The 26,280-nt window shown below is 72.9% G+C and carries 26 protein-coding genes; 9 read left to right on the plus strand and 17 right to left on the minus strand.

Annotated features, from left to right (window positions below):
- Window positions 1-5 precede the first annotated feature (5 nt).
- Together ABZU69_RS17060 and ABZU69_RS17065 are read right to left on the minus strand one after the other, a co-directional pair.
- Complete coding sequence (locus ABZU69_RS17060; protein WP_354965279.1) at window positions 6-1,343, minus strand: NAD(P)-binding domain-containing protein; 1,338 nt, start codon at window positions 1,341-1,343, stop codon at window positions 6-8.
- A gap of 56 nt (window positions 1,344-1,399) precedes the next feature.
- Window positions 1,400-2,047 carry a TetR/AcrR family transcriptional regulator gene (locus ABZU69_RS17065; protein ID WP_354965280.1) on the minus strand — a complete coding sequence of 216 codons (648 nt, stop codon included), beginning with the start codon at window positions 2,045-2,047 and terminating at the stop codon, window positions 1,400-1,402.
- 57 nt (window positions 2,048-2,104) lie between these two features.
- Here ABZU69_RS17065 and ABZU69_RS17070 point away from each other — a divergent pair, with 57 nt between their 5' ends.
- Window positions 2,105-3,454, plus strand: coding sequence for an MFS transporter (locus ABZU69_RS17070; protein WP_354965281.1), 1,350 nt, complete (start codon window positions 2,105-2,107; stop codon window positions 3,452-3,454).
- A 46-nt stretch (window positions 3,455-3,500) separates the two neighbouring features.
- Entirely contained in the window at window positions 3,501-4,658 is a 1,158-nt protein-coding gene (locus tag ABZU69_RS17075) for a hypothetical protein (RefSeq protein ID WP_354965282.1), read from the plus strand.
- Between the two features lie 8 nt (window positions 4,659-4,666).
- On the opposite strand, the gene ABZU69_RS17080 is transcribed toward ABZU69_RS17075, so the two are convergent.
- On the minus strand, window positions 4,667-6,148 hold the full coding sequence (locus ABZU69_RS17080; protein ID WP_354965283.1) for a peptide MFS transporter: 1,482 nt from the start codon (window positions 6,146-6,148) through the stop codon (window positions 4,667-4,669).
- Window positions 6,149-6,370: 222 nt separating this feature from the next.
- Here ABZU69_RS17080 and ABZU69_RS17085 point away from each other — a divergent pair, with 222 nt between their 5' ends.
- Window positions 6,371-6,712 (plus strand): RNA polymerase-binding protein RbpA, encoded by a 342-nt coding sequence (locus ABZU69_RS17085; RefSeq protein ID WP_007070998.1) that lies wholly within the window; start codon window positions 6,371-6,373, stop codon window positions 6,710-6,712.
- Window positions 6,713-6,779: 67 nt separating this feature from the next.
- Here the strand turns inward: ABZU69_RS17085 and ABZU69_RS17090 are convergent, their stop codons facing one another.
- The 9 genes from ABZU69_RS17090 to ABZU69_RS17130 all read right to left on the minus strand — a co-directional run bounded on the left by ABZU69_RS17090 (window position 6,780) and on the right by ABZU69_RS17130 (window position 16,972).
- Window positions 6,780-7,304: an FxsA family protein gene (locus tag ABZU69_RS17090; protein ID WP_354965284.1), complete on the minus strand. Its 525-nt coding sequence runs from the start codon at window positions 7,302-7,304 to the stop codon at window positions 6,780-6,782.
- Window positions 7,305-7,370: 66 nt separating this feature from the next.
- Window positions 7,371-8,180 carry a polyprenol monophosphomannose synthase gene (locus tag ABZU69_RS17095; protein ID WP_354965285.1) on the minus strand — a complete coding sequence of 270 codons (810 nt, stop codon included), beginning with the start codon at window positions 8,178-8,180 and terminating at the stop codon, window positions 7,371-7,373.
- A 34-nt stretch (window positions 8,181-8,214) separates the two neighbouring features.
- Window positions 8,215-9,753, minus strand: coding sequence for an apolipoprotein N-acyltransferase (gene lnt, locus ABZU69_RS17100; protein ID WP_354965392.1), 1,539 nt, complete (start codon window positions 9,751-9,753; stop codon window positions 8,215-8,217).
- A gap of 574 nt (window positions 9,754-10,327) precedes the next feature.
- Entirely contained in the window at window positions 10,328-11,665 is a 1,338-nt protein-coding gene (locus tag ABZU69_RS17105) for a glutamate mutase L (protein WP_354965286.1), read from the minus strand.
- Complete coding sequence (locus ABZU69_RS17110) at window positions 11,662-12,054, minus strand: hotdog domain-containing protein (protein ID WP_354965287.1); 393 nt, start codon at window positions 12,052-12,054, stop codon at window positions 11,662-11,664. The genes ABZU69_RS17105 and ABZU69_RS17110 overlap by 4 nt, the downstream gene beginning before the upstream one ends.
- Window positions 12,051-12,800: an OAM dimerization domain-containing protein gene (locus ABZU69_RS17115; protein ID WP_354965288.1), complete on the minus strand. Its 750-nt coding sequence runs from the start codon at window positions 12,798-12,800 to the stop codon at window positions 12,051-12,053. The genes ABZU69_RS17110 and ABZU69_RS17115 overlap by 4 nt, the downstream gene beginning before the upstream one ends.
- Entirely contained in the window at window positions 12,797-14,356 is a 1,560-nt protein-coding gene (locus tag ABZU69_RS17120; RefSeq protein WP_354965289.1) for a lysine 5,6-aminomutase subunit alpha, read from the minus strand. Before ABZU69_RS17120 ends, ABZU69_RS17115 begins: the two co-directional genes overlap by 4 nt.
- The gene (locus ABZU69_RS17125; RefSeq protein ID WP_354965290.1) at window positions 14,353-15,918 is read right to left on the minus strand and encodes an amidohydrolase family protein; all 1,566 of its coding nucleotides are present in this window, start codon (window positions 15,916-15,918) and stop codon (window positions 14,353-14,355) included. The genes ABZU69_RS17120 and ABZU69_RS17125 overlap by 4 nt, the downstream gene beginning before the upstream one ends.
- 4 nt (window positions 15,919-15,922) lie before the next feature.
- Window positions 15,923-16,972: a zinc-binding alcohol dehydrogenase gene (locus tag ABZU69_RS17130; protein ID WP_354965393.1), complete on the minus strand. Its 1,050-nt coding sequence runs from the start codon at window positions 16,970-16,972 to the stop codon at window positions 15,923-15,925.
- Between the two features lie 155 nt (window positions 16,973-17,127).
- Between ABZU69_RS17130 and ABZU69_RS17135 the strand changes: the two genes are divergently transcribed.
- Entirely contained in the window at window positions 17,128-18,534 is a 1,407-nt protein-coding gene (locus ABZU69_RS17135; RefSeq protein WP_354965291.1) for a lysine 2,3-aminomutase, read from the plus strand.
- Window positions 18,535-18,727: 193 nt separating this feature from the next.
- On the opposite strand, the gene ABZU69_RS17140 is transcribed toward ABZU69_RS17135, so the two are convergent.
- Complete coding sequence (locus tag ABZU69_RS17140; protein ID WP_354965292.1) at window positions 18,728-19,678, minus strand: polysaccharide deacetylase family protein; 951 nt, start codon at window positions 19,676-19,678, stop codon at window positions 18,728-18,730.
- 30 nt (window positions 19,679-19,708) lie between these two features.
- Window positions 19,709-20,524: a TetR/AcrR family transcriptional regulator C-terminal domain-containing protein gene (locus ABZU69_RS17145; RefSeq protein WP_354965293.1), complete on the minus strand. Its 816-nt coding sequence runs from the start codon at window positions 20,522-20,524 to the stop codon at window positions 19,709-19,711.
- Here ABZU69_RS17145 and ABZU69_RS17150 point away from each other — a divergent pair.
- The 4 genes from ABZU69_RS17150 to ABZU69_RS17165 all read left to right on the plus strand — a co-directional run bounded on the left by ABZU69_RS17150 (window position 20,453) and on the right by ABZU69_RS17165 (window position 24,348).
- Window positions 20,453-21,583 (plus strand): FAD-dependent monooxygenase, encoded by a 1,131-nt coding sequence (locus ABZU69_RS17150; RefSeq protein ID WP_354965294.1) that lies wholly within the window; start codon window positions 20,453-20,455, stop codon window positions 21,581-21,583. The two genes, ABZU69_RS17145 and ABZU69_RS17150, sit on opposite strands and share 72 nt — an antisense overlap.
- A 245-nt stretch (window positions 21,584-21,828) precedes the next feature.
- Window positions 21,829-22,734: an AraC family transcriptional regulator gene (locus ABZU69_RS17155; RefSeq protein ID WP_354965295.1), complete on the plus strand. Its 906-nt coding sequence runs from the start codon at window positions 21,829-21,831 to the stop codon at window positions 22,732-22,734.
- A 107-nt stretch (window positions 22,735-22,841) separates the two neighbouring features.
- A complete protein-coding gene (locus tag ABZU69_RS17160; protein ID WP_354965296.1) occupies window positions 22,842-23,285 on the plus strand; it encodes a nitroreductase/quinone reductase family protein in 444 nt (147 codons plus the stop codon).
- 34 nt (window positions 23,286-23,319) lie between these two features.
- Complete coding sequence (locus ABZU69_RS17165) at window positions 23,320-24,348, plus strand: aldo/keto reductase (protein WP_354965297.1); 1,029 nt, start codon at window positions 23,320-23,322, stop codon at window positions 24,346-24,348.
- A 39-nt stretch (window positions 24,349-24,387) separates the two neighbouring features.
- On the opposite strand, the gene ABZU69_RS17170 is transcribed toward ABZU69_RS17165, so the two are convergent.
- The gene (locus tag ABZU69_RS17170) at window positions 24,388-24,729 is read right to left on the minus strand and encodes a YnfA family protein (protein ID WP_354965298.1); all 342 of its coding nucleotides are present in this window, start codon (window positions 24,727-24,729) and stop codon (window positions 24,388-24,390) included.
- Between the two features lie 74 nt (window positions 24,730-24,803).
- Window positions 24,804-24,998, minus strand: a complete 195-nt coding sequence (locus ABZU69_RS17175) for a CsbD family protein (protein ID WP_354965299.1) — start codon at window positions 24,996-24,998, stop codon at window positions 24,804-24,806.
- 176 nt (window positions 24,999-25,174) lie between these two features.
- On the opposite strand from ABZU69_RS17175, the gene ABZU69_RS17180 reads away from it, so the two are divergent.
- Window positions 25,175-25,786, plus strand: coding sequence for a histidine phosphatase family protein (locus ABZU69_RS17180; RefSeq protein WP_354965300.1), 612 nt, complete (start codon window positions 25,175-25,177; stop codon window positions 25,784-25,786).
- On the opposite strand, the gene ABZU69_RS17185 is transcribed toward ABZU69_RS17180, so the two are convergent.
- Window positions 25,716-26,222, minus strand: a complete 507-nt coding sequence (locus ABZU69_RS17185; RefSeq protein ID WP_354965301.1) for an Lrp/AsnC family transcriptional regulator — start codon at window positions 26,220-26,222, stop codon at window positions 25,716-25,718. The genes ABZU69_RS17180 and ABZU69_RS17185 overlap by 71 nt on opposite strands.
- Window positions 26,223-26,280 lie beyond the last annotated feature (58 nt).

Below are 26,280 nucleotides of genomic sequence, written 5' to 3' on the forward strand. Positions count from 1 at the left end.
GCCCCTCACTGCCCCGCTCCGACCGGCGTGCCCGCGCGGGGGCGGCGGCGGGCGCCGACGGTCAGCTCCCGGGTCAGCTCGGCCAGGTAGGCGTCGAAGTCGACCCGCATCGCCGGGCGGCGCTGGCCCCAGCGGGCGGTCGCGGCCCGCAGCTCGGCCCGGCAGACGGCCCGCTGCCGGTCCGGGTCCGGTAGCGCGTACCGGCCGGCGAGCTGCGCCGCGATCAGCTTGGCCTGCGCCTCCACCAGCGGGAACGCCGACCCGGTGGACTGCATCAGCCCCACGAAGGTCAGGCCGGGAGCGTCGGGGTGAAACACGTGCCGGTACAGCGGCAGGGTGTCCGCGCCCCCGCTGAGCAACGCCGGGTCGAGGAACGGGATCTCCACCCGGTAGCCGGTGCACCAGATGACCAGATCGACGCTGTCGGCGCGGCCGTCGGTGAACTCGACCCGGTCGCCGTGCAGGGCGGCGACGCCGGGTCGGGCCTCGATGTCGCCATGGGTCAGCCGGGACAGCAGCCCGTCGGAGAGCGTCGGGTGGTCCTGCAGGAAGCCGTGGGTCGGCGCGGGCAGCCCGTAGCGGGCGGGACCGCCGACGGTGGTGCTGAGCATCGCCTGGCTGATGCGTTGGCGCAGTCGCCACGGCAGCCGGCGGGCCAGCGCCCCGTTGAGGGTGTCCGAGGGGCGGCCCAGCAGGTACTTCGGCACCACCCAGACGCCCCGGCGCAGCGACAGCAGGGTGCGGGTGGACGCGTAGGAGGCGTCCACCGCGATGTCCATCGCGGAGTTGCCGCCCCCGACGACCAGGACCCGCTTGCCGGCCAGCTGTTCCGGGCCCCGGTAGTCGTGGCTGTGCAGCTGCTCGGCGGTGCAGGTGCCGGGGTACGGCGGGTCAGGCAGCCGGGGCGCCCGGTTGTGGCCGTTGGCGACGACCACGGCCTCGACGGTGACCTCGACCGGCCCGTCCGGTCCGTTCGCTCGGACGGTCCAGGTGCCGGCGGGATCCTGGGTGACCTGCTCGACGGTGTGGCGCAGGCGGATGGTGTCCCGTAGCCCGAAACGGTCGGCGTAGTCGGCGAGGTAGCCGGCGATCCGTCGGTGGTCGGGGTAGTCGGGCCAGTCGGTGGGCATCGGGTGGTCGGCGAACTGGGTGCGGCCGCGGCTGGTGTTCAGGTGCAGCGTCCGGTACGCGGGCGAGTCCGGCGCCCCGTACACCCAGAGGCCGCCGACCTGGTCGGTGGCCTCGAAGCAGACCGTCGGCACGCCGGCGTCGAGCAGTGCCTTGACCGCGGCGAGCCCGGCCGCGCCGGCGCCGATCACCGCCGCCCTGGGTGGTACGCCCATCGCTGCCCCCACTTAATCCAACGTCTGATGGATAATTGTCGTGAGCAGCCGGCCCGTCAAGGGCCCGGCGGTCCGTACAGGCCGTGCAGGAGGCGGTGCACGAACACTCGGAACTCGCGCCGCTCCCGGGCGCCCGGCGCACCCGCGGCCAGCGCCACCACGTGCCCGTGCGCGGCCCAGACCAGGCTCCGTACGGTGATGTGCGGGGTCGGTTCGACCAGCGCGCCGGTCGCCGCCGCGGCGGTGAGCAGCTCCGCCACCAACCGGTACAGCGGCTCGGCGTAGCGCTGGTCGAGCTCGGCGTGCCGCTGCGGTTCCAGCCAGCGACGCAGCCACAGCGCGGTGGTCTCCGGGCGGTCCTCCAGGAAGTCGACGAACACGTCGACCAGGTCGTGCAGGGCGCGTCGCGCCGCGTCCGGCCCCGCGTCGAGAGCCGAGCGGGCCTGCGCGGCGGCCTCGGTCAGCACGTCCCGCTCGGCGGCGAAGACCCGGGCGAAGCAGGCGTCGTAGAGCGCGGTCTTCGTACCCGTGTGGTGGGCGACCGTGGCGACGTCGACGCCGGCGGCGGCGGCGACCTCCCGCAGCCCGACGGCGTCGAAGCCGCGCTCGGCGAACAGCGCGGTGGCCGCGGTGAGCACCACCTCGCGGGTCGGCCGGCTCTCGTCGCGGCGGGGCCGACCCGGACGGCGTCGGGGCATGGTCATGGCCGCCATTCTGCCCCTAGAATTCAGCAACCGTTGGATTGCGGAGAGGATGCGGCGATGACCGGGCTCGACCGGCGGCCCGCTGCCGCCACGGAAGCGATGCTGCCCCGAGGCCCGCTGGCCGGCTTCGCCGCCGGCTCGCTCGGCATGGGTGTCTGGGTGACCGTGCCCGGCCTGCTGCTGCTCTACTTCCTCACCGACGTGCTGGCCGTCGCGCCGTGGCTGGCCGGCCTCGCGCTGCTGCTGCCGAAGGTCGCCGACGTGCTGCTGCACCCGTGGGTCGGGCACCGCGCCGACGTCGAGCAGACCCGCAGGGGCGACCGGCGACGGCTGCTGCTGCTCGGCTGCGCCCTGCCGCTCGCGTTCGCCGCGCTTTTCGCGGTGCCGGGCGGGCTGACGGGCGCACCGGCCGCCGCGTGGGTGGCGGTGTTCTTCGTCGCCGGCAACCTGCTCTTCGCCACCTACCAGGTCCCCTACCTGGCCACCCCGGCCGATCTGCGGATCGGGTATCACGAACGCACCCGGCTGATGGCGTTCCGGATGGTCGTGCTGACCTTGGGCATCCTCGTCTCCGGGCTGCTGGCCCCGCTGCTCACCGGCGGCGACGACGCGACCCGCGCCGGCTACCAGCGGATGGGCGTGGTCCTGGCCGTGGGGATGCTGGCCGCCATGCTGGTGGGCGTCGCCGGCATCGCCCGGCTGCGCGGCTCGGCGGCGGCCACCGGTCCCGCCGGGCACGGCGGGTGGCGGGCGCTGCGCACCGCGCTGCGCGATGCGCAGTTCCGCTGGCTGGTCGCCGCCTACCTGGCCATGTCCACCACCACCCATCTGGTGCTGGCCGGGGTGCCCTACTACGCCGAGTACGAGCTGCGCGCACCCGGCCTGACCACGGTGCTGGTGGCGGCGTTTGTCGCGCCGGCGCTGCTGGTCACTCCGGCCTGGCTGGTGGCGGCCCGGCGCGTCGGCAAGCAGCGGGCGCTGCTCGGCGCGCAGGGCGCGTTCGCGGTCGGCTCGCTGGTGCTGGCGGTGGGCCGACCGGCCGGCCTGCCGGTGCTGATCGGGGCGGTGGCGGTGCTCGGGGTGGCGTTCGCCGGCATGCAGCTGCTGCCGTTCTCGATGCTGCCCGACGTGATCCGCGCTTCCGGCACGACCGGCGCGGGCACCTACACCGGGGTGTGGACGGCCACCGAGGCCACCGGCGCGGCCCTGGGCCCGTACGCGTACGCCCTGTGCCTGACCGTCGGCGGGTTCGTGGCCTCGACGGCCGGTGACACGCCGGTCCAGCCGGACGCGGCGCTCGCGGCGGTCCGCTGGGGCTTCGGGCTACTGCCCGCGGTGGCGATGCTCGCGGCGCTGCTGCTGCAACGCCGCTACACCCTGGACGCGACCGCCCGCGCGGCCAGCTGACGGCGCGGCGACGCGGCCCGGCGTCCGGCACTAGACTTCGCGCTCGATGGACGCCCAGCCCGCCCCCGCCGAGACCCGTCCGTGTGCCCACTGTGGACGGCCGGTGCCGCAACGTGTCGGCGCGGGCCGGCCGTTCCGCTACTGCCGGGACAACGACGGCGCCTGCCAGCGCGCCTCCCGCAACAGCCGGATGCGCCACCGCAACGCCCCCGGCCTGCCGGGTCAGGTGGCCCGCACGTGGGAGGCGGTGGACCGCCTCGACCAGGTCGTCGAGACGTTGACCGAGGCGCTGCACGCCGAGCTGTCCCCGGTGGGTGTGCAGCGGCAGCTCGCCCAGGCCCGCGCCGAGGCCGCCACCGAGATCGCGGCCGCGCAGACCGAACGCGACGAGGCCCGCGGTGACGCCGAGGACGCGGCGGCCGACGCGGCGCGCTCCCGCGAGCAGGCCCGCGAGGCGGTGGCCGCCGCCGAGGAAGCCCGCCAGCGCGCCGAGCGGGCCGCTCAGCAGGCCACCGCGGCCGACGAGCGCGCCCAGCGCGCCGAGGCCGCCCGCGACGAGGCCCGGCACGACGCCAGCGCCGCCGAGGCCCTGCGGGCCCAGGCCGAGCGAGACCGTGATCAGGCCCGCCACGAGCTGCGCGACCTGCGCGCTGACCGCGACACCGAGCGGCAGCGGGTGGCCGACCTGACCGTCGAGCGCGACGCGCTGCGCGCGGACGCCGAACGGGCCACCCGGGCCGCCGCCGAGGCGACCGAGCGGGCCGGGCGGTGGCAGGCCGAGGTGCAGGACGTACGGCGCCAGATCGACCAGGCCCGCGCGGACGCCGCCCGCACCCGCACGGAGGCCGCCGACGCGGCCCGCGCCCGGGAGCAGGCCGACCGGGCCCGCGACCGCGCGCAGGCCGACGCGCGCGAGGCCGACAACGCCCGGCAGGAGGCCGCCGAGCTGGCCGCGCGGCTACGCGCGGAGCTGACCGCCACCGCCGCCCAGCGCGACACGCTCGCCGCCGAACTGGCCGCCACCCGGCAGGCCGCGGCCACCGCCGAGGGCCGGCTCACCGCCCTGACGGTACGGCTGGAGGCCGCCGAGACCGACCGTGACCTGGCCCAGCGGCGGGTGGCGCAGCTCGGCGACCAGGTCAGCGACCTGGCCCTGGCGTTGGCGCGGCTCGGCGCCGCCACGCCCGACGACGGCACCCGCTGACGCGGCGGTCAGTGGATGCCGGCCATCAGGGCGCGGATCTGCCGGGCGAACATCACCGCGGCCAGGCCGAACGCCACCGACGCCAGACCGAAGGTGAGGAAGTAGGTCGACTCGGACCAGGTGTCGGCGAGCCGCGCCACCTGCCCACCGATCGCGTCGCCGACGGCCGTGGCGAGGAACCACAGCCCCAGCATCTGACTGGCGTACTTCACCGGCGCCAGCTTGGTGGTGGCGGACAGGCCGACCGGGCTCAGCGACAGCTCACCGGCGACCTGGACGGCGAAGACCGCCACCAGCCACCACGGAGACACCAGGTCACCGCCGACGGCGGCCTGCGCGGCGGCGGCCATCAGCACGAACGACAGGCCGTTGAGCACCAGGCCGACGGCGAACTTCACCGGCGTGGACACCCGGTTGCCCACCCGCAGCCAGAGCAGCGCGAACAGCGGTGCGCCGATGATGACCAGGATGGGGTTGACCGACTGGAGCCAGGACGCCGGGAACGTGAAGCCGGCCACGTCCCGGTCGGTGCGCTCGGCCGCGAAGAGGTTCAGCACCGACCCGGCCTGGTCGTAGATCAGCCAGAACGCGGCGGCGAACACGAACAGCCACAGGTACGCCTTCATCCGGCTGCGTTCGGTCGCGCTCAGTTCCCGGTCGGTCATGATCCGGGTGAAGTAGCCGATGGTGACCAGCACGGTGACGGCGGTGAGCGCGTTCACGACCGTGTTGACGGTGAACAGCCCGGCCAGCGCGAGTACTGCGACGAGCACGAGGAGCACCGCGACCAGCACGCCGGCGCGGGTGAGCGCCCGGCGGCGGTCGGCGCCCAGCAGCGGGTCGGCGGGGCGGTCCCCGGCGTCGCCCAGGTTGCGCCGGCCCAGCACGTACTGGATCACGCCGAAGGTCATCCCGATCGCGGCGACGGCGAACCCCAGATGCCAGTTGATCTTCTCGCCGAGCAGGCCGGTGATCAGTGGGGCGATGAACGCGCCCAGGTTGATGCCCATGTAGAAGATCGAGAAGCCGGCGTCGCGGCGCGGCGAATCCCGGTCGTACAGGGCGCCGACCATGGTGGAGATGTTGGGTTTCAGCAGGCCGGTGCCCAGGACGATGAGGGTCATCCCGGCGAAGACGCTCCACCGCGTGGGCACCGCCATCACGTAGTGCCCGGCGGCGATCACCACCCCGCCCCACAGCACGCTGCGCCGGGCACCGATCAGGCGGTCCGCCACCCAGCCGCCGGGCAGCGCCATCAGGTACACCATCGCGTTGTACGTGCCGTAGACGGCGTTGGCGCCGGACTCGCTCAGGCCCAGCCCGTCGTCGGCGGCCTCGGCCGTGAGGTACAGCACGAGGATCGCCCGCATGCCGTAGAAGCTGAACCGCTCCCACATCTCGGTGAGGAAGAGGGTGGCCAGTGCCCGGGGATGACCGAAGAACGTCCGCCCGGTGGGGGCGCGACGCTCGACCGGGACGTCATGGGCCATCGCAACCTCCGCAGCACTCGGGCGGTTAACATCCCCGGTGGCGGCCGAAACACTCCACCGTTCCGACCCGGCCGGGGATCACCTGGCCGGGTGACCGTCCCGGCCGGCTACCCTTGGTCCCGGCCCACCCGTGGACGCCTCACGCCCTCGGGCGGGAATGGCTCGACGGGAACCCACCGTTACACCCAGAAGACCAGCACCACGAACGAGGGGAAGTCGATCATGGGCGAGCGTATGCTGCGCGGAAGCCGCCTGGGCGCGGTCAGCTATGAATCCGACCGCAACACGGAGCTCGCGCCGCGCCAGACCCGCGAGTACCTCTGCGCCAAGGGCCACCAGTTCGAGGTGCCGTTCGCCGTCGACGCCGAGGTCCCGACGACCTGGGAGTGCAAGTTCGACGGCAGCGTCGCTCGACTCGTCGACGGCACCGAGCCGGAGCAGAAGAAGGCCAAGCCGCCGCGTACCCACTGGGACATGCTGCTGGAGCGGCGCTCGATCGCCGAGCTCGAGGACATCCTCGCCGAACGGCTCCAGGAGGTTCGGACCCGCCGCGGCCGCGCCTGAGCCGCAACCCGCACGACACGGCGCCCCCGGGAAAATCCCGAGGGCGCCGTCGTGTTGTCGTGCGCGGTCAGTTGCGGCCAGGCTCGATGATCTCGCCCTCGATGGCCCGGCCGCCGTCGACCACCACCGGCTGCTCCGTCTGCGGACGCGGTGTCGGTTGCGGCGCACCCTGGCGCACGCGCACCGTACGCGGCCCGAACAGGTCACCGGCGACCATCGACGACACCCGCCGCTCGGCGGTGCGTTGCACCCCGGATCGGGCCAGTCGCCGCACCGGCGGCACGAGCAGCAGCAACCCCACCAGCCCGCTGACCAGACCGGGCACCGCCAGCAGCAGCGCACCGCCCAACCCGACGAGCCCGTCGGTCACCTGCCGCCCCGGCGGCTGCCCGGACGAGGCGGCGGAGCGGAAGCCACGCCAGGCGCGCATCCCCTCGCGGCGCAGCAGCGCCAGCCCGAGCAGCGAGGCCGCGAACACCAGCAGCACCGCCGCACCGAACCCGAGCGCCCGCCCCACCAGGACGAACACCGCAAGCTCCACCACCACCGCCAGCAACAGGGCCAACGGTACGAACCTCAGTCCTCGGCGCATCTCACCTCATCGCCATCCCGCGACACCGGAAACGTGTCCCGCCCATCCAGCATGACACGGCCGCGCTCACGGCCACCGCACCTGACCGGTGGGGGTGCCGTGCAGGCCCCGACGCACCGCCTGCCGGCGGTCCTGCACCCCCCACGTGGTGATCCGCCACAGCGCCTCGGCAACGATCCGCGGGCTCATCTTGCTGTCCCCGCGCTCCCGTTCGGCGAAGGTGATCGGCACCTCCACGATCCGCACCCCGGCCTGGTGCGCGAGCCGGGACAGCTCCACCTGGAACGAGTAGCCCTGTGAGCACACCGACTCCAGGTCGATGGCGTCCAGCGCGCTGACCCGGTACACCCGGTAGCCGCCGGTCGCGTCGGAGACCGGCATGCCCAGCGCGAGGCGCGCGTACAGGTTGCCGAAGCGCGACAGCAGCAGCCGCCGCAGCGGCCAGTTCACCACCCGCGCGCCGTTGGTCCACCGCGACCCGATCACCACGTCCGCGTCGAGGGCGGCCCGCAGCAGCGCCGGCAGGTCCTCCGGGGCGTGCGAGCCGTCGGCGTCCATCTCGACCACCGCCTGGTAGCCGCGCTCGCGCGCCCAGTCGAACCCGGCCAGGTACGCCGCCCCGAGGCCCTGCTTGCCCTCGCGGTGCAGGACCTGCACGTGCGCGTCGGAGTCGGCGAGGGCGTCGGCGATGGCGCCGGTGCCGTCGGGGCTGTTGTCGTCGGCGATCAGGATCTGCACCGCCGGGGCGGCCCGGCGGACCCGGGCCACGATCGCGGCGATGTTGTCGGCCTCGTTGTAGGTGGGGATCACCACCAGCACCCGGCCCACGCCGGGTACCTCGTCGGGACGTCGGATGGTGTCGGTCGCCTGGATCACGGTGCCTCCGCTCCCGCCGGCGTACCGGCTGTTGCTATCCGGCCAGGACCCGTTGCCGTCGGCGCAGCACCGCCGCGCCGAGCAGGGCGGCCGCGGCCAGCCCGGCGAGCGCCAACTCCGGCCACCAGCCGAGCCGGGTGGCGAGGGTGCGCCCGTCGTCGAGCCGCATCTCCCGCACCACGACCTCCCGGGTGTTGAACCCGGTGGCGTTGCTTACCCGCCCATCGGGGGAGACGAACCCGGACACCCCGACCGTGGAGGCCATCAACGCCGGACGGCCGTGCTCCACCGCCCGCAGGCGCACCATGGCCAGCTGCTGGCGGGCCTCGGCCACGTCGAAGGTGGCGTTGTTGGTCTGCACCACCAGCAGTTGCGCGCCGCCGGTGACGGTGTCGCGGACCACCTCGTCGTAGGCGACCTCGAAGCAGATCACGTCGCCGAGCACCGCCGGGCCGGCGCGTACCACGCCCGGGGTGCTGCCGGGAACGAAGTCGTTGCGGATCAGGTCGACCTGCTTGCTGACCATCCGGGCGACGTCGCGCAGCGGCACGTACTCGGCGAACGGCACGGGGTGCCGCTTGGTGTAGAGCTGGCTCAGGTCCGCGCCGGTGTCGGGCCGCCACAGGATGCCCGCGTTGCGGACCTCGCCGGGGCCGGGGCCGAGCAGCACCGCGCCGACCAGGATGGGCGCGCGGATCGTGTCGGCGGCCTGGGCGATGCGGGCCCCGGCGGTGGGGTTGCGCAGCGGGTCGATGTCGCTGGAGTTCTCCGGCCACACCACCAGGTCGGGTTGGCGCTGCGTGCCGGCGGCGACCCGCGCGGCCAGCTCCAGGGTGGCGTCGACGTGGTTGTTCAGCACCGCCTGCCGCTGGGCGTTGAAGTCCAACCCCAGGCGTGGCACGTTGCCCTGAACGATCGCCACGGTCACCGGGGCACCCGATCCGGCGGACGCGACCGGCACCAGCAGACCCGCCGCGCCCAGCGCCACGGCGGCGGCGGCCGGTACGGCCACCGGCTGCCAGCGCCGCGCGGGCGTGCCGCCCGGGGCTGTCTCCCGGAGCGCGGTGAAGCCCCGCCACGCGGCGGTGACGAGCAGCCCACCGATGAGGGCCACCGCGAAGGTGACCAGTGGCGCGCCGCCCAGCGCGGCCAGGCGCAGCAGCGGCGAGGAGTCCTGGCTGAACGCGAGGCGCCCCCACGGGAACCCCCCGAACGGGGTGCGGTCGCGCAGCGCCTCCTGCCCCACCCAGAGCAGCCCGGTCAGCGCCGGCCACGCCCACCGGCTGCGGTCGGCCAGCGGCGACACCCAGGCGGTGGCGGCGCCGAGCAGCGCCAGGTAGCCGGCCTGCAACAGCGACAGCAGCACCCACGGCAGGTAGCCGGTGTGCAGGTTCGTCCAGGCCAGCAGCGGCGCGAACAGCGCCACCCCGGTGAGGAAGCCCAGGCCGGCGCCGGCGCGCAACCGGCGCCGGTGCGCCGCGGCGGCCAGCAACGCCACCCCGACGGGCGCGAGCGGCCACAGCCCGTACGGCGGGAACGCGACCAGCAGGGCCAGCCCGGCGGCCACGGCCATCGGCGCGGCGGCCTTCAGCGGCAGCGGGCGGCCGACGACGACCGGCGGGGGCGGCGCCGCCGGGGCGCGCGTCTCGTCCCGGTCCAGGGTCGTCACCGCGGTTCCTCGATCACGGGGCGAAGGCTACCTGGCCGGCGGGTGTGTCGGCCGCATCGGGCCGCCGGGGACGAACCACCCGGCGGACATGAAATCGGGGCGCGGCTCGCGCCGCGCCCCGATGCTCCCAGGCCCTCCCCGGCCGGTGCGGCGAGGACGAGGCACGCCGACCTTCGGACCGACCGGACGCGGACTGGCTGCCCCCGCCGGGCCGTTGTCTACTGGCCGTGCACCTCACCCTGCCCGTACACCGGTAACCGCGACCGGTTCGCGCCGCCCCGCCGACCCCCGCCCGCTGGACCTGGCCGCCGCGACGATGACGCTGAAACTGTCGCTCGGCCAGCGGACGAAGGGACGAAGCGAACAACAGCCGCTTCCCGTGGTAGGACTCAAAGACGGTACGTGTTGCACCCCGCCCCCTGTCAACCCACCCCCGGCCTGTCGTGTGCTGCACCACGGCGTGTCGGGTCGGCGTGTCTCAATGCGTGGTCAGATGGTGGCGCAGCAGCGCCCCCGAGGCCGCCCGGTGCTCCTCGGCGAGGAGCCCACCGGCGGCCAGCACGTAGTCGGTGTCCACCACCGGCCGGGCGGCGCGCGGCAGCGCCCATCCCCCGGCGTGGTCGCCGAGCACCGCCGCCAGCACCTGCCCCGCCGTGTGCGCCGGCGCGTGCCGCAGCACCCCGCCGGAGCCCACCATCAGCCGAACGTCGCGCAGGTCCCGGCCGGCGCGTTCGCCGGTGGAGGCGCCGCGGGCGTGCCGGCGCAGCGCCACCGTCGCCGCGAGGGTGGCGATCCGGGCGTCCACGGCCCGCTCGGCGTCGTCGGCGGCCAGGAACGCCGGGTCGGCGGCGCGCAGCGCCGCGGCCGCCGCCAGGTCGTCCTGTTCACCCGGGGCCAGGAGCCGCTCGCCGGCGGCGGCGCGGACGACACCGGGGGCGCTCCACCGCATGCCCAGGTCCCCCTCCACGGTGCGGGCCCGCCACAGGCTGCCGGCGACCTCCCGGCCCGGCCCGGTGGCCCGTTCATCGGGGGTGAGCACCGAGTACACGTCGGTGGTGGCCCCGCCCACGTCGACCACGGCGAGGTCCCCGCCGATGGTGTCGGCGAGCACCTCCACGCCGGTGAGGACCGCGTCGGGGGTGGCCGCGCGCACCAGCCGGGCGAACCGGGTGCCCCGCGACAGCCGCTTGCCGCCGATGACGTGGCGCAGGAACACCGCGCGGATCGCCGCCCGCGCCGACGCGGGGGCGAGCACCCCGATGCGGGGCAGCACGTTCTGCGCCGCCGTCACCGGCACCCCGGCGGACTCCAGCAGCCCGGTCAGCTCCGCGCGTACGTCGCCGTTGCCGGCGAGCACCACCGGCACCCGCCAGCGGGCCCGGGCCAGCCGGGTGGCGTTGTGGGTGATCGTGTCGGTGTCACCGCCGTCGGTGCCGCCGACCAGCAGCACCACGTCCGGGCGGGCGGCCCGCAGCGCCGCCAGGTCCGCCGCGCCGAGCCGCCCGGCCGCCACGTGCACCACGTGCGCGCCGGCGGACAACCCGACCCGCCGGCCCGCCTGCGCGGTGACCAGCGGCTCGTAGCCGATCACGGCCAGCCGCAGCCCACCGCCCGCCGACGAGCACACGTACCACGGGACGTTTCGCGCGCCGAGCCCGGCGGTGGCCGCCGCGACCGCGGCGTCCAGGCCGTGCAGCACGTCGCTGCCCACCGTGGTGGGCGCCGCGGCAGCGCCCACCAGCACGCCGGCGGCCAGGTCCACCACGGCCGCCTTGGTGTACGTGGAGCCGACGTCCGCGCAGACCGCCAGGGTCACGGCGCGGCGGGAACGACCACGGTGCCGGTCGCGGTGACCGCCACGATCGGCGGGTCGAGGACCTCGGCGGCGGACTCGGAGCGGTCCGGTCGGCCCCGGCACACCACCGCGCAGCTCAGCTCCAGGGTGCGGCTGCGGCTGCCCACCCTGGACACCTGCGCCCTCACCTCGACGACGTCACCGGCGCGAATCGGCGCGAGGAACCGCACATCGGAGTACCCGGCGAACAGGCCCTCGTCGCCGTCGGTGCGGATGCACACCTCCGTGGCGACGTCGCCGAACAGTCCGAGGGCGTACGCCCCGTCGACGAGGTTGCCGGCGTAGTGGGCGTGCGAGTACGGCACGTACCGCCGGTGCGTCACCGTCAACCCGAGCCTGGAGTCCGTCATGCCGTCGCCTTCCGCTGGGTGATCAGGGCGTGCACGAGGTAGCTGGCCACCTCGCCGGGCGTGGTGCCCCGACCGAAGATCCGGTCCACGCCCAACTCGTCGGTCATCGTCTCGTCGAACCGGGGGCCGCCGACGATCAGCAGCGGCCGCCGCCCGGCGGGCATCGCCTCACGGAACGCCGCGGACATCTCCCGGGTGTTGTGCAGGTGCGCGTCGCGTTGGGTGACGACCTGCGACACGAGCACCGCGTCGGCCTTCTCCGCCCGGGCGGCCTCCACCAGCTCGGGCACGCTGACCTGCGCGCCCAGGTTGGTGACCTTGAGCTCCCGGTAGTACTCCAGGCCCTTCTCCCCCGCGATGCCCTTGACGTTGAGGATCGCGTCGATGCCCACGGTGTGCGCGTCGGTGCCGATGCACGCGCCGACCACGGACAGCTTGCGCCGCAGCCGCTGCTTGACCACCGTGTTGACCTCCTTGGCCGACAGCAGCGCGAAGTCCCGCTCCACCACCTGCACCGCGTCCAGGTCGACCAGGTGGTTCACCCGCCCGTAGACGACGAAGAAGGTGAACCCGTCGCCCATCGGCTTGGCGTGCACCACCATCGCCGGGTCGATGCCCATCCGGTTGGCCAGCTGCACCGCCGCGCCCTCGGCCCGCTTGTCATGTGACACCGGCAGGGTGAACGACACCTGCACCATCCCGTCGCCGGTGGTGTCCCCGTACGGCCGCACGATCTGCTTGCTCACGCCGCCGCCTCCAGGATGTCGGTGGCCGGGTTGCAGTAGTCGGCCTCGTGCGCGGCGACCCCGGCGAGGCCCTTGCCGCGGTCCGCGGGCCGCTTCATGATCCCGAACGTGCCCTCGGCGATCGCGGTCAGCAGCGTCTGCTCCCCGATGCGCTCCAGCAGGTCCAGCGCCTCACCGAGGACCTGGTTGGCGCGCCGCCGGATGAACCCGCCCGGCGCGGGCACGAAGTCCTCGTGCAGTCCACCGGCCGCGCCCAGCACGTACCGCACGTTCTGCAGGGCGATGTCCCGGTCGGACAGCCACGGCGTCACCACGGCCTCGGTCATCATCCCCACCAGCAGGATGCCCTGACCGGTCAGCGCGCCCGCCAGGTTGAAGAACCCGTCGAGCAGGTTGCCCCGGAACACGTCGCCGGTCATGTGCTTGGTCGGCGGCATCCACTTGAGCGGGGCGTCCGGGAACAGCTCGCGGGCCAGCAGCGCGTGCGCCAGCTCCAACCGGAACGACTCCGGCACCTCCGGGTTGATCTCGAACGCGTGGCCCAGGCCCAGCTGCCAGTCCGCCAGCCCCGCCTCGTGGGCGAAGAACTCGTTGAGCAGCTGCGACACGGTCACCGTGTGCGCCTCGTCGACGGCGTCGGCGGTGGTCAGGTAGTTGTCCTCACCGGTGTTGATGATGATGCCGGCGCGGGCGTGGACCTGCCGGGAGAACCGCTGGTCGACGAAGGTGCGGATCGGGTTGATGTCGCGGAACAGGATTCCGTACATCGAGTCGTTCAGCATCATGTCGAGGCGTTCCAACCCGGCGAGGGTCGCCATCTCCGGCATGCACAGCCCGGACGCGTAGTTGGTCAGCCGCACGTAGCGGCCCAACTCCTTCGACGACTCGTCCAGCGCCGCGCGCATCAGCCGGAAGTTCTCCTGCGTGGCGTACGTGCCGGCGAAACCCTCCCGGGTCGCGCCCTCGGGCACGTAGTCCAGCAGCGACTGCCCGGTGGAGCGGATCACCGCGATGACGTCCGCGCCCGCGCGGGCCGCGGCCTGCGCCTGCGGGATGTCCTCGTAGATGTCCCCGGTCGCCACGATCAGGTAGATCCACGGCCGCTGCGCCGGGTCCCCGTGCCGCTTGACGAGACGGTCGCGTTCGGCGCGCCGCCGGTCGATACGGCGGATGCCCGCGCCGACGGCCCTGCGCGCCGCCGACCGGGCGGCCGTGGCGGCCCGCCCGGTGGGCACGGTGAAGCGCACCGAACCGGCGGCGGCCTTCTGCGCCAGCAGCGTCACGTCCGTGACGCCCTCACGCGCGAGGGCGTCGAACACCGGCACGGCCACGCCGTGGCCCAGCCCCACGTCCGCGACGACGGCGTCGACGAGCCGGTTCACCCACGGAATGCCGTCCGGGTCGGCGCCGGTCACCCCGGCCAGGCGCAGCACCGCCCGCTCCACGGACACGGTGGTGTGGCTGCGCGCCAGGTCCACCACCGGCTGCCCGGCCCGGCGCGCCAACTCCCGCGCCCTGGCCACCAACGCCGGATCTAGATCAAGCTTCCCGGTCACGACGACCCTTCCTGATAGATGACCTCACCGCGCAGCACCAGGCTTCGGCACACCGGCAGCGGCGTCGGGTCGTCCGGACCCCGCAGCTCCGGGTCCTCGGCCAGCAGCACCGGCAGGCCCCGCTGCGCGCCGGCCGGCGTCGACCACACCGCGAACGTCGCCGGCGCGCCCAGCGCGAGGACCCCCTCGACGTCCAGGTGCACCGCCCGCCACCCGCCGCGGGTGTGCGCGGCGAACGCCGCCCGCACGCTCATCCGCTGCGCCGGGTTGTGGTGCGCCGCCGCCGCCCGCACCGACCCCCACGGGTCCAGCGGCGTCACCGGCGAATCCGACCCGAACGCCAGCGCCACCCCCACCCCGTGCATCGCGCCCATCGGGTTGGACTCCAACGACCGGTCCAGACCCAGCCGCGACTCGTACATCCGGCCCGCGCCACCCCACAGCCGGTCGAACGCCGGCTGCATGCTCGCCACGACCCCGTACTCCACGAAACCGGCGATCATCCGCTTGTTCATGATCTCCGCGTGCTCGATGCGGTGCCGGGCGGCGCGCAGCCGCTCCACGCCCAGCGTCCGCGCCGCCGCCGCGAAGCCCTCCAGCACCGTGCCGATCGCCGCGTCACCGATCGCGTGGAACCCGCCCTGCATGCCGTGCGCCGCGCAGTCCAGCAGGTGGTCGCGCACCTGCTCGGCCGACAGGTACCCGTGCCCGCAGCCGTCGCCGTCGCCGTACGGCTGCGACACGTGCGCCGTACGCGAACCCAACGCCCCGTCGGCGAACAGGTCCCCGCCGGCGCCCACCGCGCCGAGCTCCCGGGCCCGCGCCGCGCCACCCAGCTCACCCCAGTACCCGTACACCTCCGGCAACCCCGCGCCGGAGATGCCCAGCAGGCCGGTGAAGTCCTCCTCGTCGGAGATGTCCGGTCCGCCGCACTCGTGCACCGCGGCGATGCCCAGCGACGCCGCGTGCGCGAGCGCCACCCGCTGCGCGGCGACCCGCTGCGCCCGACTGACCGATCCCTGCGCGGCCGCCCGCACCACGTGATGCGCGTCACGACGCAACCACCCCGACGCGTCGTACCCGGCCTCGGCCGCCGCCTGCGGGCACGCCGCCAGCAGCGCCGTCGACACCAACGCCGAGTGGATGGACGCCTGCGACAGGTACACCCGCCGGCCGCCCGCCGCCCGGTGCAGCGCCGCCGCGTCCGGCAGCGTCGGGTCCGGCCAGCCCGACTCGTCCCAGCCGTGCCCCAGCACCACCGCGTCCGCCGGCTGGCCGGCCGCGAACGCGGCCACCGCGTCCAGCAGTTCAGCCGCCGAGCGCACCCCGGACAACTCCAGCCCGGACAACGTCAACCCGGTGTCCGTGGCGTGCACGTGCGCGTCGACGAACGCCGGCGTCACCAACGCGCCGTCGAGGTCCACCACCCGGTCGGCGGGCGGCGCGTCACGGTCGGTCCCCAGCCAGGCGATCCGCCCACCGGAGACCAGCAGCGCCGTCGCGCTCGGGTCGGCGGGACAGTGCAGCACGCCGCCGCGGTACAGGGTCGAGGGGTTCGTCATGACCTCAGTCTGCCGCGACCCGCGCCGCGAACAGCCGACGCACCCCCGGCTCGGCGCGCAGCAGCCCCAACGCCAGCTCCGCGTGCCCCGGCACGTACCCGTTGCCCACCAGCATCGTCACGTCCGCGGCCAGCCCCTCGGCGCCCAGCGCCGCGGCGGAGAAGCTCGTCGCCATCGAGAAGAAGATCACCGTGCCGCCGTCGGCGGTGGCCAGCACCGCCCCGTGCTCGCAGCCCGGCACGTCCACGCAGACCACGGTGACGTCCGCCGGGCTGCCCAGCGCGGTGGTCACCGCCGTGGACAGCGCCACCGGGTCCCGGGCGTCGGCCATCGCCACCACCGAGGCCAGGCCGGCGGCCGTCAGCGCGTCGCGCTCCGCCGCCACCGGCACCACCCCGACGGTACGCGCGGCGCCCGCCCGCCGCGCCGCGGCCAGCGACAGCGACCCGCTCTTGCCCGCGCCGCCGATCACCGCGACGCGCACCGGCGTCGGGTCGCCCGCACGGTGCCGGTCCTCGACGTAGCGCGACACCACCCGCGCGGTCAGCGCGGGCGCCCCGCACACGTCCAGCACCGCCAGGGACAGCTGCGGGTCCTCATCGTCCGGCAGCACCGCGGCGATGGAGCGGGCGAACAGGATCGCCCAGCCGTCGCAGGGCACCTGCTCGCTGCGCCCGTCCCAGCGGGCCAGCCCGTCGGTCACCACCAGCGGGGTCAGGGTCAGCGACACCAGGGTGGCGACCCGCTCGCCCGGCTTGAGGCCCAGCGGGGAGCGCCGGCCGGCCTCCTCGACCGTGCCGATCAGCATCCCGCCGGACCCGGTCACCGGGTTCTGCATCTTCCCCCGGGTGGAAATGATCTCCAGGACCTCGGCGCGGACCGCGTCGCCGTTCCCGCCGTGCTTCTCCGACAACTGCCGGAAGCTCGCCGCGTCCAGGTTCAGCCGCTGCACCCGGATCCGCACCTCGTTCGGGGCGATCGCGGCGGACGCGTCCAACCGCCAGGCCGCCTGCGGCAGCACCCCCGCCGGTTCCACGACGCGGTGCAGTCCCACCGGTGACGTCACGCCGACCTCCCCCTGTCCATCCGCCCGAAGCCCCGGTCGGGGGATCGCGTAACGGGAAAACTTACGGCAGACTAGTTTCTGTACCGGATATTTTCCAGTAGCCTTCGGGTTTCGTTGATCAGCCGCAGCACTGAGGAGGGGCCGTGACCCAGACGCAACCGGTTGAGACCATCGCTCAACCCCGTCACGCCCCGGTCGCCGTACCGACCGCCGGGCAGCCGTACGAATACCGCCGCCAGCCCCTGGTCGAGCCCGACTGGACCCGCTTCCCCGGCTGGCGCCACGTCACCCGAGACCAGTGGGAATCCGCCCAGTGGCAGCGCGTCAACTGCGTCAAGAACATCAAGCAGCTGCGGACCGTCTTCGGCGACCTCATCGACGAGAGCTTCTACGCCGACCTCGAGGCCGACCAGAAGGCCCTGGCCACCATGTCGATGCTGGTGCCGCCCCAGATGATCAACACGATGGTGCCGTTCGCGCCCCTCACCACCGAGGCGCTGCTCGCCGACCCCATCCGCCGCTACATGATCCCGGTCGCCTCCGACCGACGCACCGACTGGCCGTCGCACCCGTACGCCAGCCGCGACTCGCTGCACGAGCACGACATGTGGGTCGCCGAGGGGCTCACCCATCGCTACCCCACCAAGGTCCTCGCCGAGCTGCTGTCCACCTGCCCCCAGTACTGCGGGCACTGCACCCGGATGGACCTCGTCGGCAACTCCACCCCCGCCGTCGACAAGCTCAAACTCACCCTCAAGCCCGTCGAGCGCTACGACGCCCACATCAGCTACCTCAAGGCGCACCCCGGCGTCCGCGACGTCGTCGTCTCCGGTGGTGACGTGGCCAACGTGCCGTGGCGCAACCTCGAGTCGTACCTGATGCGCCTGCTGGAGCTGGAGACGGTCCGCGACATCCGGCTCGCCACCAAGGCCCTCATGGGCCTGCCCCAGCACTGGCTGCAGCCCGACGTCGTCGAGGGCCTCGAGCGCGTCGCGCGCACCGCCGCCCGCCGGGGCGTGAACCTCGCCATCCACACCCACGTCAACCACGCCCAGTCGCTCACCCCGCTGGTCGCCAAGGCCGCCCAGACCGCCCTCGACGTCGGCGTCCGCGACGTGCGCAACCAGGGCGTGCTCATGCGCGGGGTGAACGCCACCACCCCCGACCTGCTGGACCTCTGCTTCGCCCTGCAGGGAGAGGCGGGCATTTTGCCGTACTACTTCTACATGTGCGACATGATCCCCAACGCCGAACACTGGCGGGTGCCGGTCTGGCACGCCCAGCAGCTCCAGCACGACATCATGGGCTACCTGCCCGGCTACGCCACCCCGCGGATCGTCTGCGACGTCCCCTTCGTCGGCAAGCGGTGGGTGCACATGCTCACCGACTACGACCGTGACCGCGGCATCTCCTACTGGACCAAGAACTACCGCACCTCCATCGAGTCGGCCGACCTGGAGGCGCTCAACAAGCGCTACGCCTACTACGACCCGATCGACACCCTGCCCGAGGGCGGGCAGCAGTGGTGGACCGACCACCGCGACGACTGACCCACCACCCACGACACCCCCGGCGGATCCCCTTGCCGGGGGTGTCGCCCATTGCGGCGTCCCTCACCGGCACCTCGACCGCCAGGGCAGGGCGTCGGTCGGTCGGTCCCGCAGGAGCGTTATGACTCCCAGGTATAGATATGACTCTGCGGTATAACGCTCACCGACCTCATGCCGGCCCCTCGGCCGACACTCAGGCGCTGGCCAACACCTCAGACAACGGCGCCGGCACCAGCCCCCGCTCGCGCAACCCGGCCAGGATGTGCGGCAACGCCTCATCGGTCATCGCGGCGTTCGCCTCGGTCACATGCATGATCACCACAGACCCGGGGCGGACGTTGTCCAACACCGCCCGCACCAGCGGCTCCCACGCGGTGGCGAAGGGATCGCCGCTCACCACGTCCCCGTCGACCACCGTCACGCCGAGTGGCGCGAGCGCGGCCAGCGCCGCCGCGTCGTGACACAGCCCTGGAAAACGGAAGTACCGGGTCTGCCGGCCCCCGTACGGCTCGATCACCCGGAAGGTCTTCGCCACGTCGTCGGTCATCCCGCTCGCCCGCACCCGGGGCAGGTCGTAACAGTCCCCGGTGAACGCCGCATGCCCGTACGTGTGGTTGGCCAACTCGAAGCGCGGGTTGCCGGCGAGCCGCCGAGTCACCTGCGGATACCGCTCGACCCACTTGCCGGTCAGGAAGAAGGTCGCCGGAATCCGCTCCCGCTCCAACAGGTCCAGGACGCGCAGGTTCGCGTAGGACCTGACCTTGCCGGTGCGCAGGTTCTGCAGCATCCCGTCGGTCATGTCCGCGTCGAAGGTCAACGCCACCCGGTTACCGGTACGCGGTCCGTGATCCACCACCGGTGGTCGGGTCCCCACCCGCGTCGCCCCGGGAACGGTGGCTGCCGGCCCGCTCGGCGTCGGAGTGGCGCCACCCGACCCGCTCGGCGTGGGAGCGGGAGTGGCCTCACCCGACGGCTCCGTGGCAGCGGTGGGACCGGCTGACGTGGCTGGTCCGGCTGGCGCGGCGACGGCCGTCGACCTGGGCGGCGCCGGTGTCGTGGAGAGCACGATGGCGGACGCGGCGACGCCGATCGCGGCCGCCGCGACCAGCACACCGAGCAGCGAACGCGGCCGTGGTCGGATCACGCCGGCAATCATTCCAGACGCGAGGGCGGCTCACTGTCCCCTGGTGATGCCGTCCAGGATGGTGATCAGGTTGTCCTGGAAGGTTTCCTCGGCGTTGAGGTGGGCGCCGTCGATGACGAGCCGGGCGACGGTGGGATAGCGGCCCGTTTCGAGCATGCGTGTCAGGTAGGGCCCGAGGGCGGCCTGCCAGACGGACACGTCGGTGCCGGTGGAACGGGCGGTGCGTCGCTCGGTGATCTCCCTGCGGAGCGCTCCGACGATGAACGCGTTGAGGGCGCCCAGGGCCCGCTGGAGATCGTCGACACCGCGAACGCCAGGGGCCTGGCTGAGCGCCGCCGCGGTCGACTCGCCCACGGCGAGCGCGTGCGGTCCCAGGTGTGGCCTTGCGCCGAGCAGGTCGACGAACCACTCGTGGTCGAGAGCGGCGTCGCGGGTCCGGTGAACGATGGCCAGCACTGTGTCGCGCCACCCGGATTGCTGGCCGGCCTCGGCGATCTGGGCATAGACGGCGTCGACCATCAGATCGAGCAGTTCCGATCTGTTGATCACGTAGTCGTAGAGCCGCATCGGACCGACACCGAGCTCTTTGGCGATCTTGCGTACCGACAGTCCGTCGAGGCCGTGCGCGTCGGCGATCCGGATCGCCGTGGCGGCGATCTTCGCGCGGCTCAGCGGCACCGGCGCCGCCCGCGGCTGCGGCTCGGGCCGTTCCCAGACGGGCAGCGGTACGCTACCGTACGGCGTCTCCATAAGATACAGCGTACGGTAAGGGGCATGACGATGCGAATCGCGATCGCCGGCGGCGGCCTCGGCGGCCTGACCCTGGCCCGAATCCTGCACCGGCACGACATCGACACGGTGGTGTACGAACGCGAGGCAAGCCGATCCGCGCGAGCACAGGGCGGAATGCTCGACCTGCACCCGGAGTCCGGGCAACAGGCCCTGGCCGACGCGGGCCTCACCGACCGATTCCGATCCGAGGCACGACCACAGGGCGAGGAACACCGCATCCTCGACCCGGCCGGCCGCACCCTCGTGCACCACACGCCCCAACCCGGCTCATTCTCCGGACGCCCCGAGATCGACCGCAGCGCACTGCGTGACCTCCTGCTTGATTCACTCCCCGGCGACACGGTCGCGTGGCAGCACCGGCTCGTCGCCGCGACGCCACGACCCGACGGAGGGTTCGGGCTGACGTTCGATGGCGGCCACCGCGCCGACTGCGACGTCCTCATCGGCGCGGACGGCGCACGCTCGGTCGTCCGGTCGCTGCTGACCGACACGACACTCTCCTACGTGGCCACCCTGATCGAGCTGAACATCAGCGACGCCGACCGGCGCCACCCGGACGTCGCCGAGCTGGTCGGCCCCGGAAACCTCTGGTGCGTCGGCGTCAACCAGATCCTGGCCGCGCAACGCCTCGGCGACGGCAGCATCCGGGTCGGGATCTCCCTGCGCGCGGACGATCGCGACCTGGACACCTACCGCAGCAAGCGCGCCCTGCTGGACATGTTCGATGGCTGGAACCCCAGCCTCACCGCGCTCATCGAAGCCGCCGACAGCCCACCGACCCCACGCAGGATCGAGGCGATGCCCACCGGCACACGCTGGGCCCACCGTCCGGGCATCACCCTCATCGGTGACGCCGCGCACCTCATGCCACCGGTCGGCGAGGGCGCCAACCAGGCCATGCTCGACGCCGCCGAACTCGCCGCCGCCCTCGCCACCAACCCCGCCGACCCCGACCCGGCGATCCAGGCGTACGAGGAGGCGATGTTCGCCAGAACCCACCCGATCGCCGAGATGTCCGCACGAGTCCAGGCCATGATGCTCTCCCCCACCGCAGCCGACGACCTCGTCCGCTTCTTCGCGCCACGGGCCACCGAGCCGGCACCCGCAGAATGACAACCTGGGTTGACACCGTCCTCGACCAGCGCGCCAACCAGACACCACACCCCGCGCCGACGGCCTCGTCGGACGCATCATCCAGGCCCTGCACCTACGCGGCCTGCACGAACCACTCGCCGGCCAGCCCGACACACCCCGACCCACACCGTGGTACCAGTGGACGCTCTCATGAAACTGGCGAGTCCTTGCACGATCCTGCCGCTGACCAGCGGTCACCGCGGGTCTCGTGTTGCACTCGGGGCATGCCCCTGGACGAGCTTCGCGACCTGTTGGAACGACACGTGCGCCGCGACCTGGCCACCGCAATCGAGGGCGTACGGGTCTGCCGGATCGAGCACACCGCCTCCCCGGTCTCCTCGATGTCCGGCAAGGTGCTGGCGGTCATTGCCCGGGGCGGCAAGCGACTCGCCCTCGGCGACCAGGTCTACGAGTACCACCCCGGTCAGTACCTCGTCGCCTCGGTCGACCTCCCGGTGACGGGGGACGTCATCAACGTCGCCCCGGGCCACCCCGTACTCGGCTTCGGAATGACCCTGGACCCTGCCACGATCGCGGAGCTGCTGCTCCAGGCCGGGCCGGGCGATCTGCCGCGTTCCCCCGGCACCGCGCGGCCCGGAATCGCGGTCAGTGACGCCCCGGACGAACTGCTCGACGCCATCGTGCGGCTGTTGCGGCTGCTCGACCGGCCACAGGATCGCCGGGCACTGGCCCCCCTGTTCAAGCGCGAGATCCTCTGGCGGTTGATGACCGGCGAACAGGGCGACGTCGTCCGGCAGATCGGCCTCGCGGACAGCAGCCTGAGCCACATCGCCCGGGCTGTCCAGTGGATCCGGGAAAACTACACACGGCCCTTCCGCGTCGACGAGGTGGCACAGCTTTCCGCGATGAGCGTCTCCGCGTTCCACCGGAACTTCCAGGCGGTGACGGCGATGAGCCCCATCCAGTTCCAGAAGCACATCCGCCTACAGACCGCGAGACTGCTGCTGGCGAACAGCCCCAACGACATCACCCGCGTCGCCCATCGCGTCGGATACGACAGCCCGTCCCAATTCAGCCGCGAGTACCGACGGCTGTTCGGTGCTCCGCCCAGCATCGACGCGCTGCGCATACGTGCCGGAGCCGGAAATGCCGGCGCCGCGCTCCCCTGACTCCGGGGAAGAGGATTGTGCAACCACACGAGACGATTCCGCTAGTTCCGCCTCTCCGGCGCTGCTTTCATGGACTCATCGGAACAAAAGCGGGAAAGGCCGGTGAAATGGACGACGCCATCGCACGAGCCCTCGCCATCGGACCGGACTCCTCCGCGGCCGCGCGCACCATAGACATCACCACACTGGGCGCACGCACCGGCGTCCCCCGCCGCATCGAGATCTGGTTCCACCGCGTCGACGGTCGCTGGTACCTGACCGGTATGCCCGGACCCCGCAGTTGGTACGCGAACGTGCGCGCCCACCCACGGTTCACGGTGCACCTCAAGCACGGGGTCACGGCCGACCTGCCCGCGACCGCGGTGCCGGTCGACGAGCCGACACGACGGCGGGTGATCACCGCGGTCCTCGACCTGCAGAACCGACCCGAAATCGCTGCGCGGGTCAGCCGGCGCCAGACGTTCGACGACTGGTTCCCGCACAGCCCGCTCGTCGAAATCGTCTTCGACGACGAGGAACTGCGCACCACGTCCTCGACGCACTCCGAATAGCCCACCAATCACCGAACCACTCCGAAGGACAACAGTGAAATACCGCAACCTGGGCCGGACCGGAATCGAAGTCAGCCCGTACTGCCTGGGCGCCATGATGTTCGGCGCCATGGGAAACCCCGATCACGACGACTCCATCCGCATCATCCACAAAGCACTCGACGCAGGAATCAACTTCGTCGACACCGCCGACGTGTACTCCGCCGGCGAATCCGAGGTGATCCTCGGCAAGGCGCTCAAGGGCCGCCGCGACAACGTCGTACTCGCCAGCAAGCTGCACTATCCGATGGGCGACGACCCGAACCACCGCGGAAACTCACGGCGCTGGATCACCACTGCCGTCGAGAACTCCCTGCGCCGCCTACAGACCGACCACCTCGACCTCTACCAGGTCCACCGCCCCGACCCGTCGGTCGACCTGGAGGAGACGCTGTCCGCCCTGTCCGACCTGATCCACAGCGGCAAGGTACGCGCGATCGGCGCGTCGTCCTTCCCCACCTCGGAGATCGTCGAAGCACAGTGGGTCGCCGAGCGACGCGGCCTCGAACGCTTCCGCACCGAACAACCGCCGTATTCGATCATCAACCGGAGCATCGAACGCGAGGTGCTGCCGGTCTGTCAGCGCTACGGAATGGGCGCGCTGGTGTGGAGCCCGCTGGGCCAGGGCCTGCTCACCGGCCGGTACCGCAAGGGCCAGCAGTTCGACAGCCACCGGTCGGGCCACACCCCACAGCACTTCAGCGACGAGCGCAAGCTCGACGTCGTGGAGCAGCTCATCCCGCTCGCCGAGCAGGCCGGCCTGCCGATGACCCACCTCGCGATGGCGTTCGCGATCGCGCACCCGGGCGTCACCTCGGCGATCATCGGGCCGCGCACCATGGCACAGCTCGACGACCTCCTGGCCGGCGCCGACGTCACCCTGAGCGACCAAATCCTCGACCGGATCGACGAGATCGCCCCGCCCGGCACCGACGCCGGCCCCAACGACGTGGCCTACGTACCGCCGGCCATCTCGAGCGTGGGCCTGCGCCGCCGACCGGTCCCGGAGCGTTCCGCCGCCTGAACGACGACCGCTGACGGCGCGTAGGGAAGTCGCGCCGCGCTAGGCAGTAGCGCCGCGCGGCGCGTACATGATGACCGCGACGCCGAGCAGGCAGAGCGCCGCCCCGGCCAGGTCCCAGCGGTCCGGGCGGAAGCCGTCCACGAGCATCGCCCAGGCCAACGAGCCCGCCACGAACACCCCGCCGTACGCCGCGAGGATCCGGCCGAAGTGCGCGTCCGGCTGGAAGGTGGCGACAAAGCCGTAGCAGCCCAGCGCGATCACGCCCGCGGCGATCCACCACAGGCCACGCTGCTCGCGCCAGCCCTGCCACACCAGCCAGGCGCCGCCGATCTCGGCCAGCGCGGCCACTGCGAACAACACCAGGGAGCGGAGCACGGTCACCCCGCGACCCTAGCCGCAGCACACGACGGGTCCCCGGGCGCACAGTCGCCCGGGGACCCGTCGGACCGCTCAGATCACTTCGTGAAGGCGTCCTTCACGTTGCTACCGGCTTCCTTCATGTTCTGACCGGCCTGCTTGGCGCGCGCGTCGCTCTTCTGGCTGGCGCCCTCGGCCCGCATCTGCTCGTTGTCGGTCTTGTCGCCGATCCGCTCCTTCGCGGCACCAGCCATCTGCTCGACCTTGTTTCGTGCCTTGTCGGTGAAGCTCATCGCGCCTCCTCCGTCTGGCGTCTCTCCCGGCTCGCTTGCCCGCTCTCCGGGTGCCGAAACCGGTGGTGCCGGTCGGCACATCCGGTAAGGCATCCTAGGAAGATAGGTTGAGTGTCCGGGGGCGCGGCATCGGAGGCCACCCGGTGCCGCCGGGTCCGCGATGGTTAACTGGCCGCATGGGAGAGCTCCTGCTGATCCGGCACGGCGAAACCACCTGGAGCGCCACCCGACGGCACACGTCGTACACCGATCTGGAGCTGACCCCCGACGGCGAGCGGCAGGCCCGCACCCTCGCCGCGTTCCTGGCCGGCCGGCGATTCGTCACCGTGCTGGCCAGCCCCCGCTCCCGGGCGCTGCGCACCGCGCAGCTGGCCGGGCTCACCGTCGACGCCGTCGACGAGGACCTCAGCGAGTGGAACTACGGCGAGTACGAGGGACGCACCACCGTCGACATCCACGAAGACCAACCGCACTGGAACATCTGGACCGACGGCTGCCCTGGCGGCGAGTCACCCGAGCAGGTGGGGGCCCGCCTCGACCGGGTGCTGACCCGGGTCGCCCCACTGCTGGACAGGGGCACCGTGGCGCTGGTGGGCCACGCGCACAGCCTGCGGGTGCTCGGCGCCCGCTGGATCGGCCTGCCCCCGTCCGCCGGCGGCCGGCTCCGGTTGGACACCGCCACGGTCAGCGTGCTCGGTCACGAGCACGATCGGCAGGTCATCCTGCGGTGGAACCAGCCGGCTCCTCCGGCACCCGGGACCGCGACCGACTCGGTGGCCCGGCACTGATCTTCGGCGGCCGGTTCTCGTACGGGGTGGACAGCACCACCGTGGTCCGGGTGGTCACGTTCGCCGACGTACGGATCTCCTGGAGCACCCGCTCCAGGTCGGTCGGGCTGGCAACCCGCACCAGCAGCATGTAGAAGTCCTCCCCCGCCACCGAGTAGCAGGAGTCGATCTCGGGCAGGTGGGCCAGCCGCTCCGGCGCGTCATCCGGCTGCGACGGGTCGAACGGCCGGATCGCCACGAACGCGGTCAGCGGCAGTTCCAGCGCCTCGAAGGAGACCCGGGCGGCGTACCCCTTGATCACCCCACGCTGCTCGAGCCGGCGCACCCGCTGGTGCACGGCGGACACCGACAGCCCGACCCTGTCGGCTAGGTCGGTGTACGACAGGCGGCCGTCAGCGGTCAACGCTGCGACGATGGCGCGGTCGATCTCCTCCACGGCGAGCAACCTACCGGGAAAAACGCCGGACGGCGACGAGGCTCCCACCGCAGGGTGC

This window comes from Micromonospora sp. NPDC005206 (genome assembly GCF_040608175.1).
Taxonomy (GTDB): domain Bacteria; phylum Actinomycetota; class Actinomycetes; order Mycobacteriales; family Micromonosporaceae; genus Micromonospora.

What these genes read in the sequence shown, in the direction of transcription:
- ABZU69_RS17060 (WP_354965279.1), bottom strand. Translation starts at nt 1,343, where the DNA reads ATGGGCGTACCACCCAGGGCGGCGGTGATCGGCGCCGGCGCGGCCGGG.
- ABZU69_RS17065 (WP_354965280.1), bottom strand. Translation starts at nt 2,047, where the DNA reads ATGACCATGCCCCGACGCCGTCCGGGTCGGCCCCGCCGCGACGAGAGC.
- ABZU69_RS17070 (WP_354965281.1), top strand. Translation starts at nt 2,105, where the DNA reads ATGACCGGGCTCGACCGGCGGCCCGCTGCCGCCACGGAAGCGATGCTG.
- ABZU69_RS17075 (WP_354965282.1), top strand. Translation starts at nt 3,501, where the DNA reads ATGGACGCCCAGCCCGCCCCCGCCGAGACCCGTCCGTGTGCCCACTGT.
- ABZU69_RS17080 (WP_354965283.1), bottom strand. Translation starts at nt 6,148, where the DNA reads ATGGCCCATGACGTCCCGGTCGAGCGTCGCGCCCCCACCGGGCGGACG.
- ABZU69_RS17085 (WP_007070998.1), top strand. Translation starts at nt 6,371, where the DNA reads ATGGGCGAGCGTATGCTGCGCGGAAGCCGCCTGGGCGCGGTCAGCTAT.
- ABZU69_RS17090 (WP_354965284.1), bottom strand. Translation starts at nt 7,304, where the DNA reads ATGCGCCGAGGACTGAGGTTCGTACCGTTGGCCCTGTTGCTGGCGGTG.
- lnt (WP_354965392.1), bottom strand. Translation starts at nt 9,753, where the DNA reads ATGGCCGTGGCCGCCGGGCTGGCCCTGCTGGTCGCGTTCCCGCCGTAC.
- ABZU69_RS17110 (WP_354965287.1), bottom strand. Translation starts at nt 12,054, where the DNA reads ATGACGGACTCCAGGCTCGGGTTGACGGTGACGCACCGGCGGTACGTG.
- ABZU69_RS17125 (WP_354965290.1), bottom strand. Translation starts at nt 15,918, where the DNA reads ATGACGAACCCCTCGACCCTGTACCGCGGCGGCGTGCTGCACTGTCCC.
- ABZU69_RS17150 (WP_354965294.1), top strand. Translation starts at nt 20,453, where the DNA reads ATGACGATGCGAATCGCGATCGCCGGCGGCGGCCTCGGCGGCCTGACC.
- ABZU69_RS17155 (WP_354965295.1), top strand. Translation starts at nt 21,829, where the DNA reads ATGCCCCTGGACGAGCTTCGCGACCTGTTGGAACGACACGTGCGCCGC.
- ABZU69_RS17160 (WP_354965296.1), top strand. Translation starts at nt 22,842, where the DNA reads ATGGACGACGCCATCGCACGAGCCCTCGCCATCGGACCGGACTCCTCC.
- ABZU69_RS17175 (WP_354965299.1), bottom strand. Translation starts at nt 24,998, where the DNA reads ATGAGCTTCACCGACAAGGCACGAAACAAGGTCGAGCAGATGGCTGGT.
- ABZU69_RS17180 (WP_354965300.1), top strand. Translation starts at nt 25,175, where the DNA reads ATGGGAGAGCTCCTGCTGATCCGGCACGGCGAAACCACCTGGAGCGCC.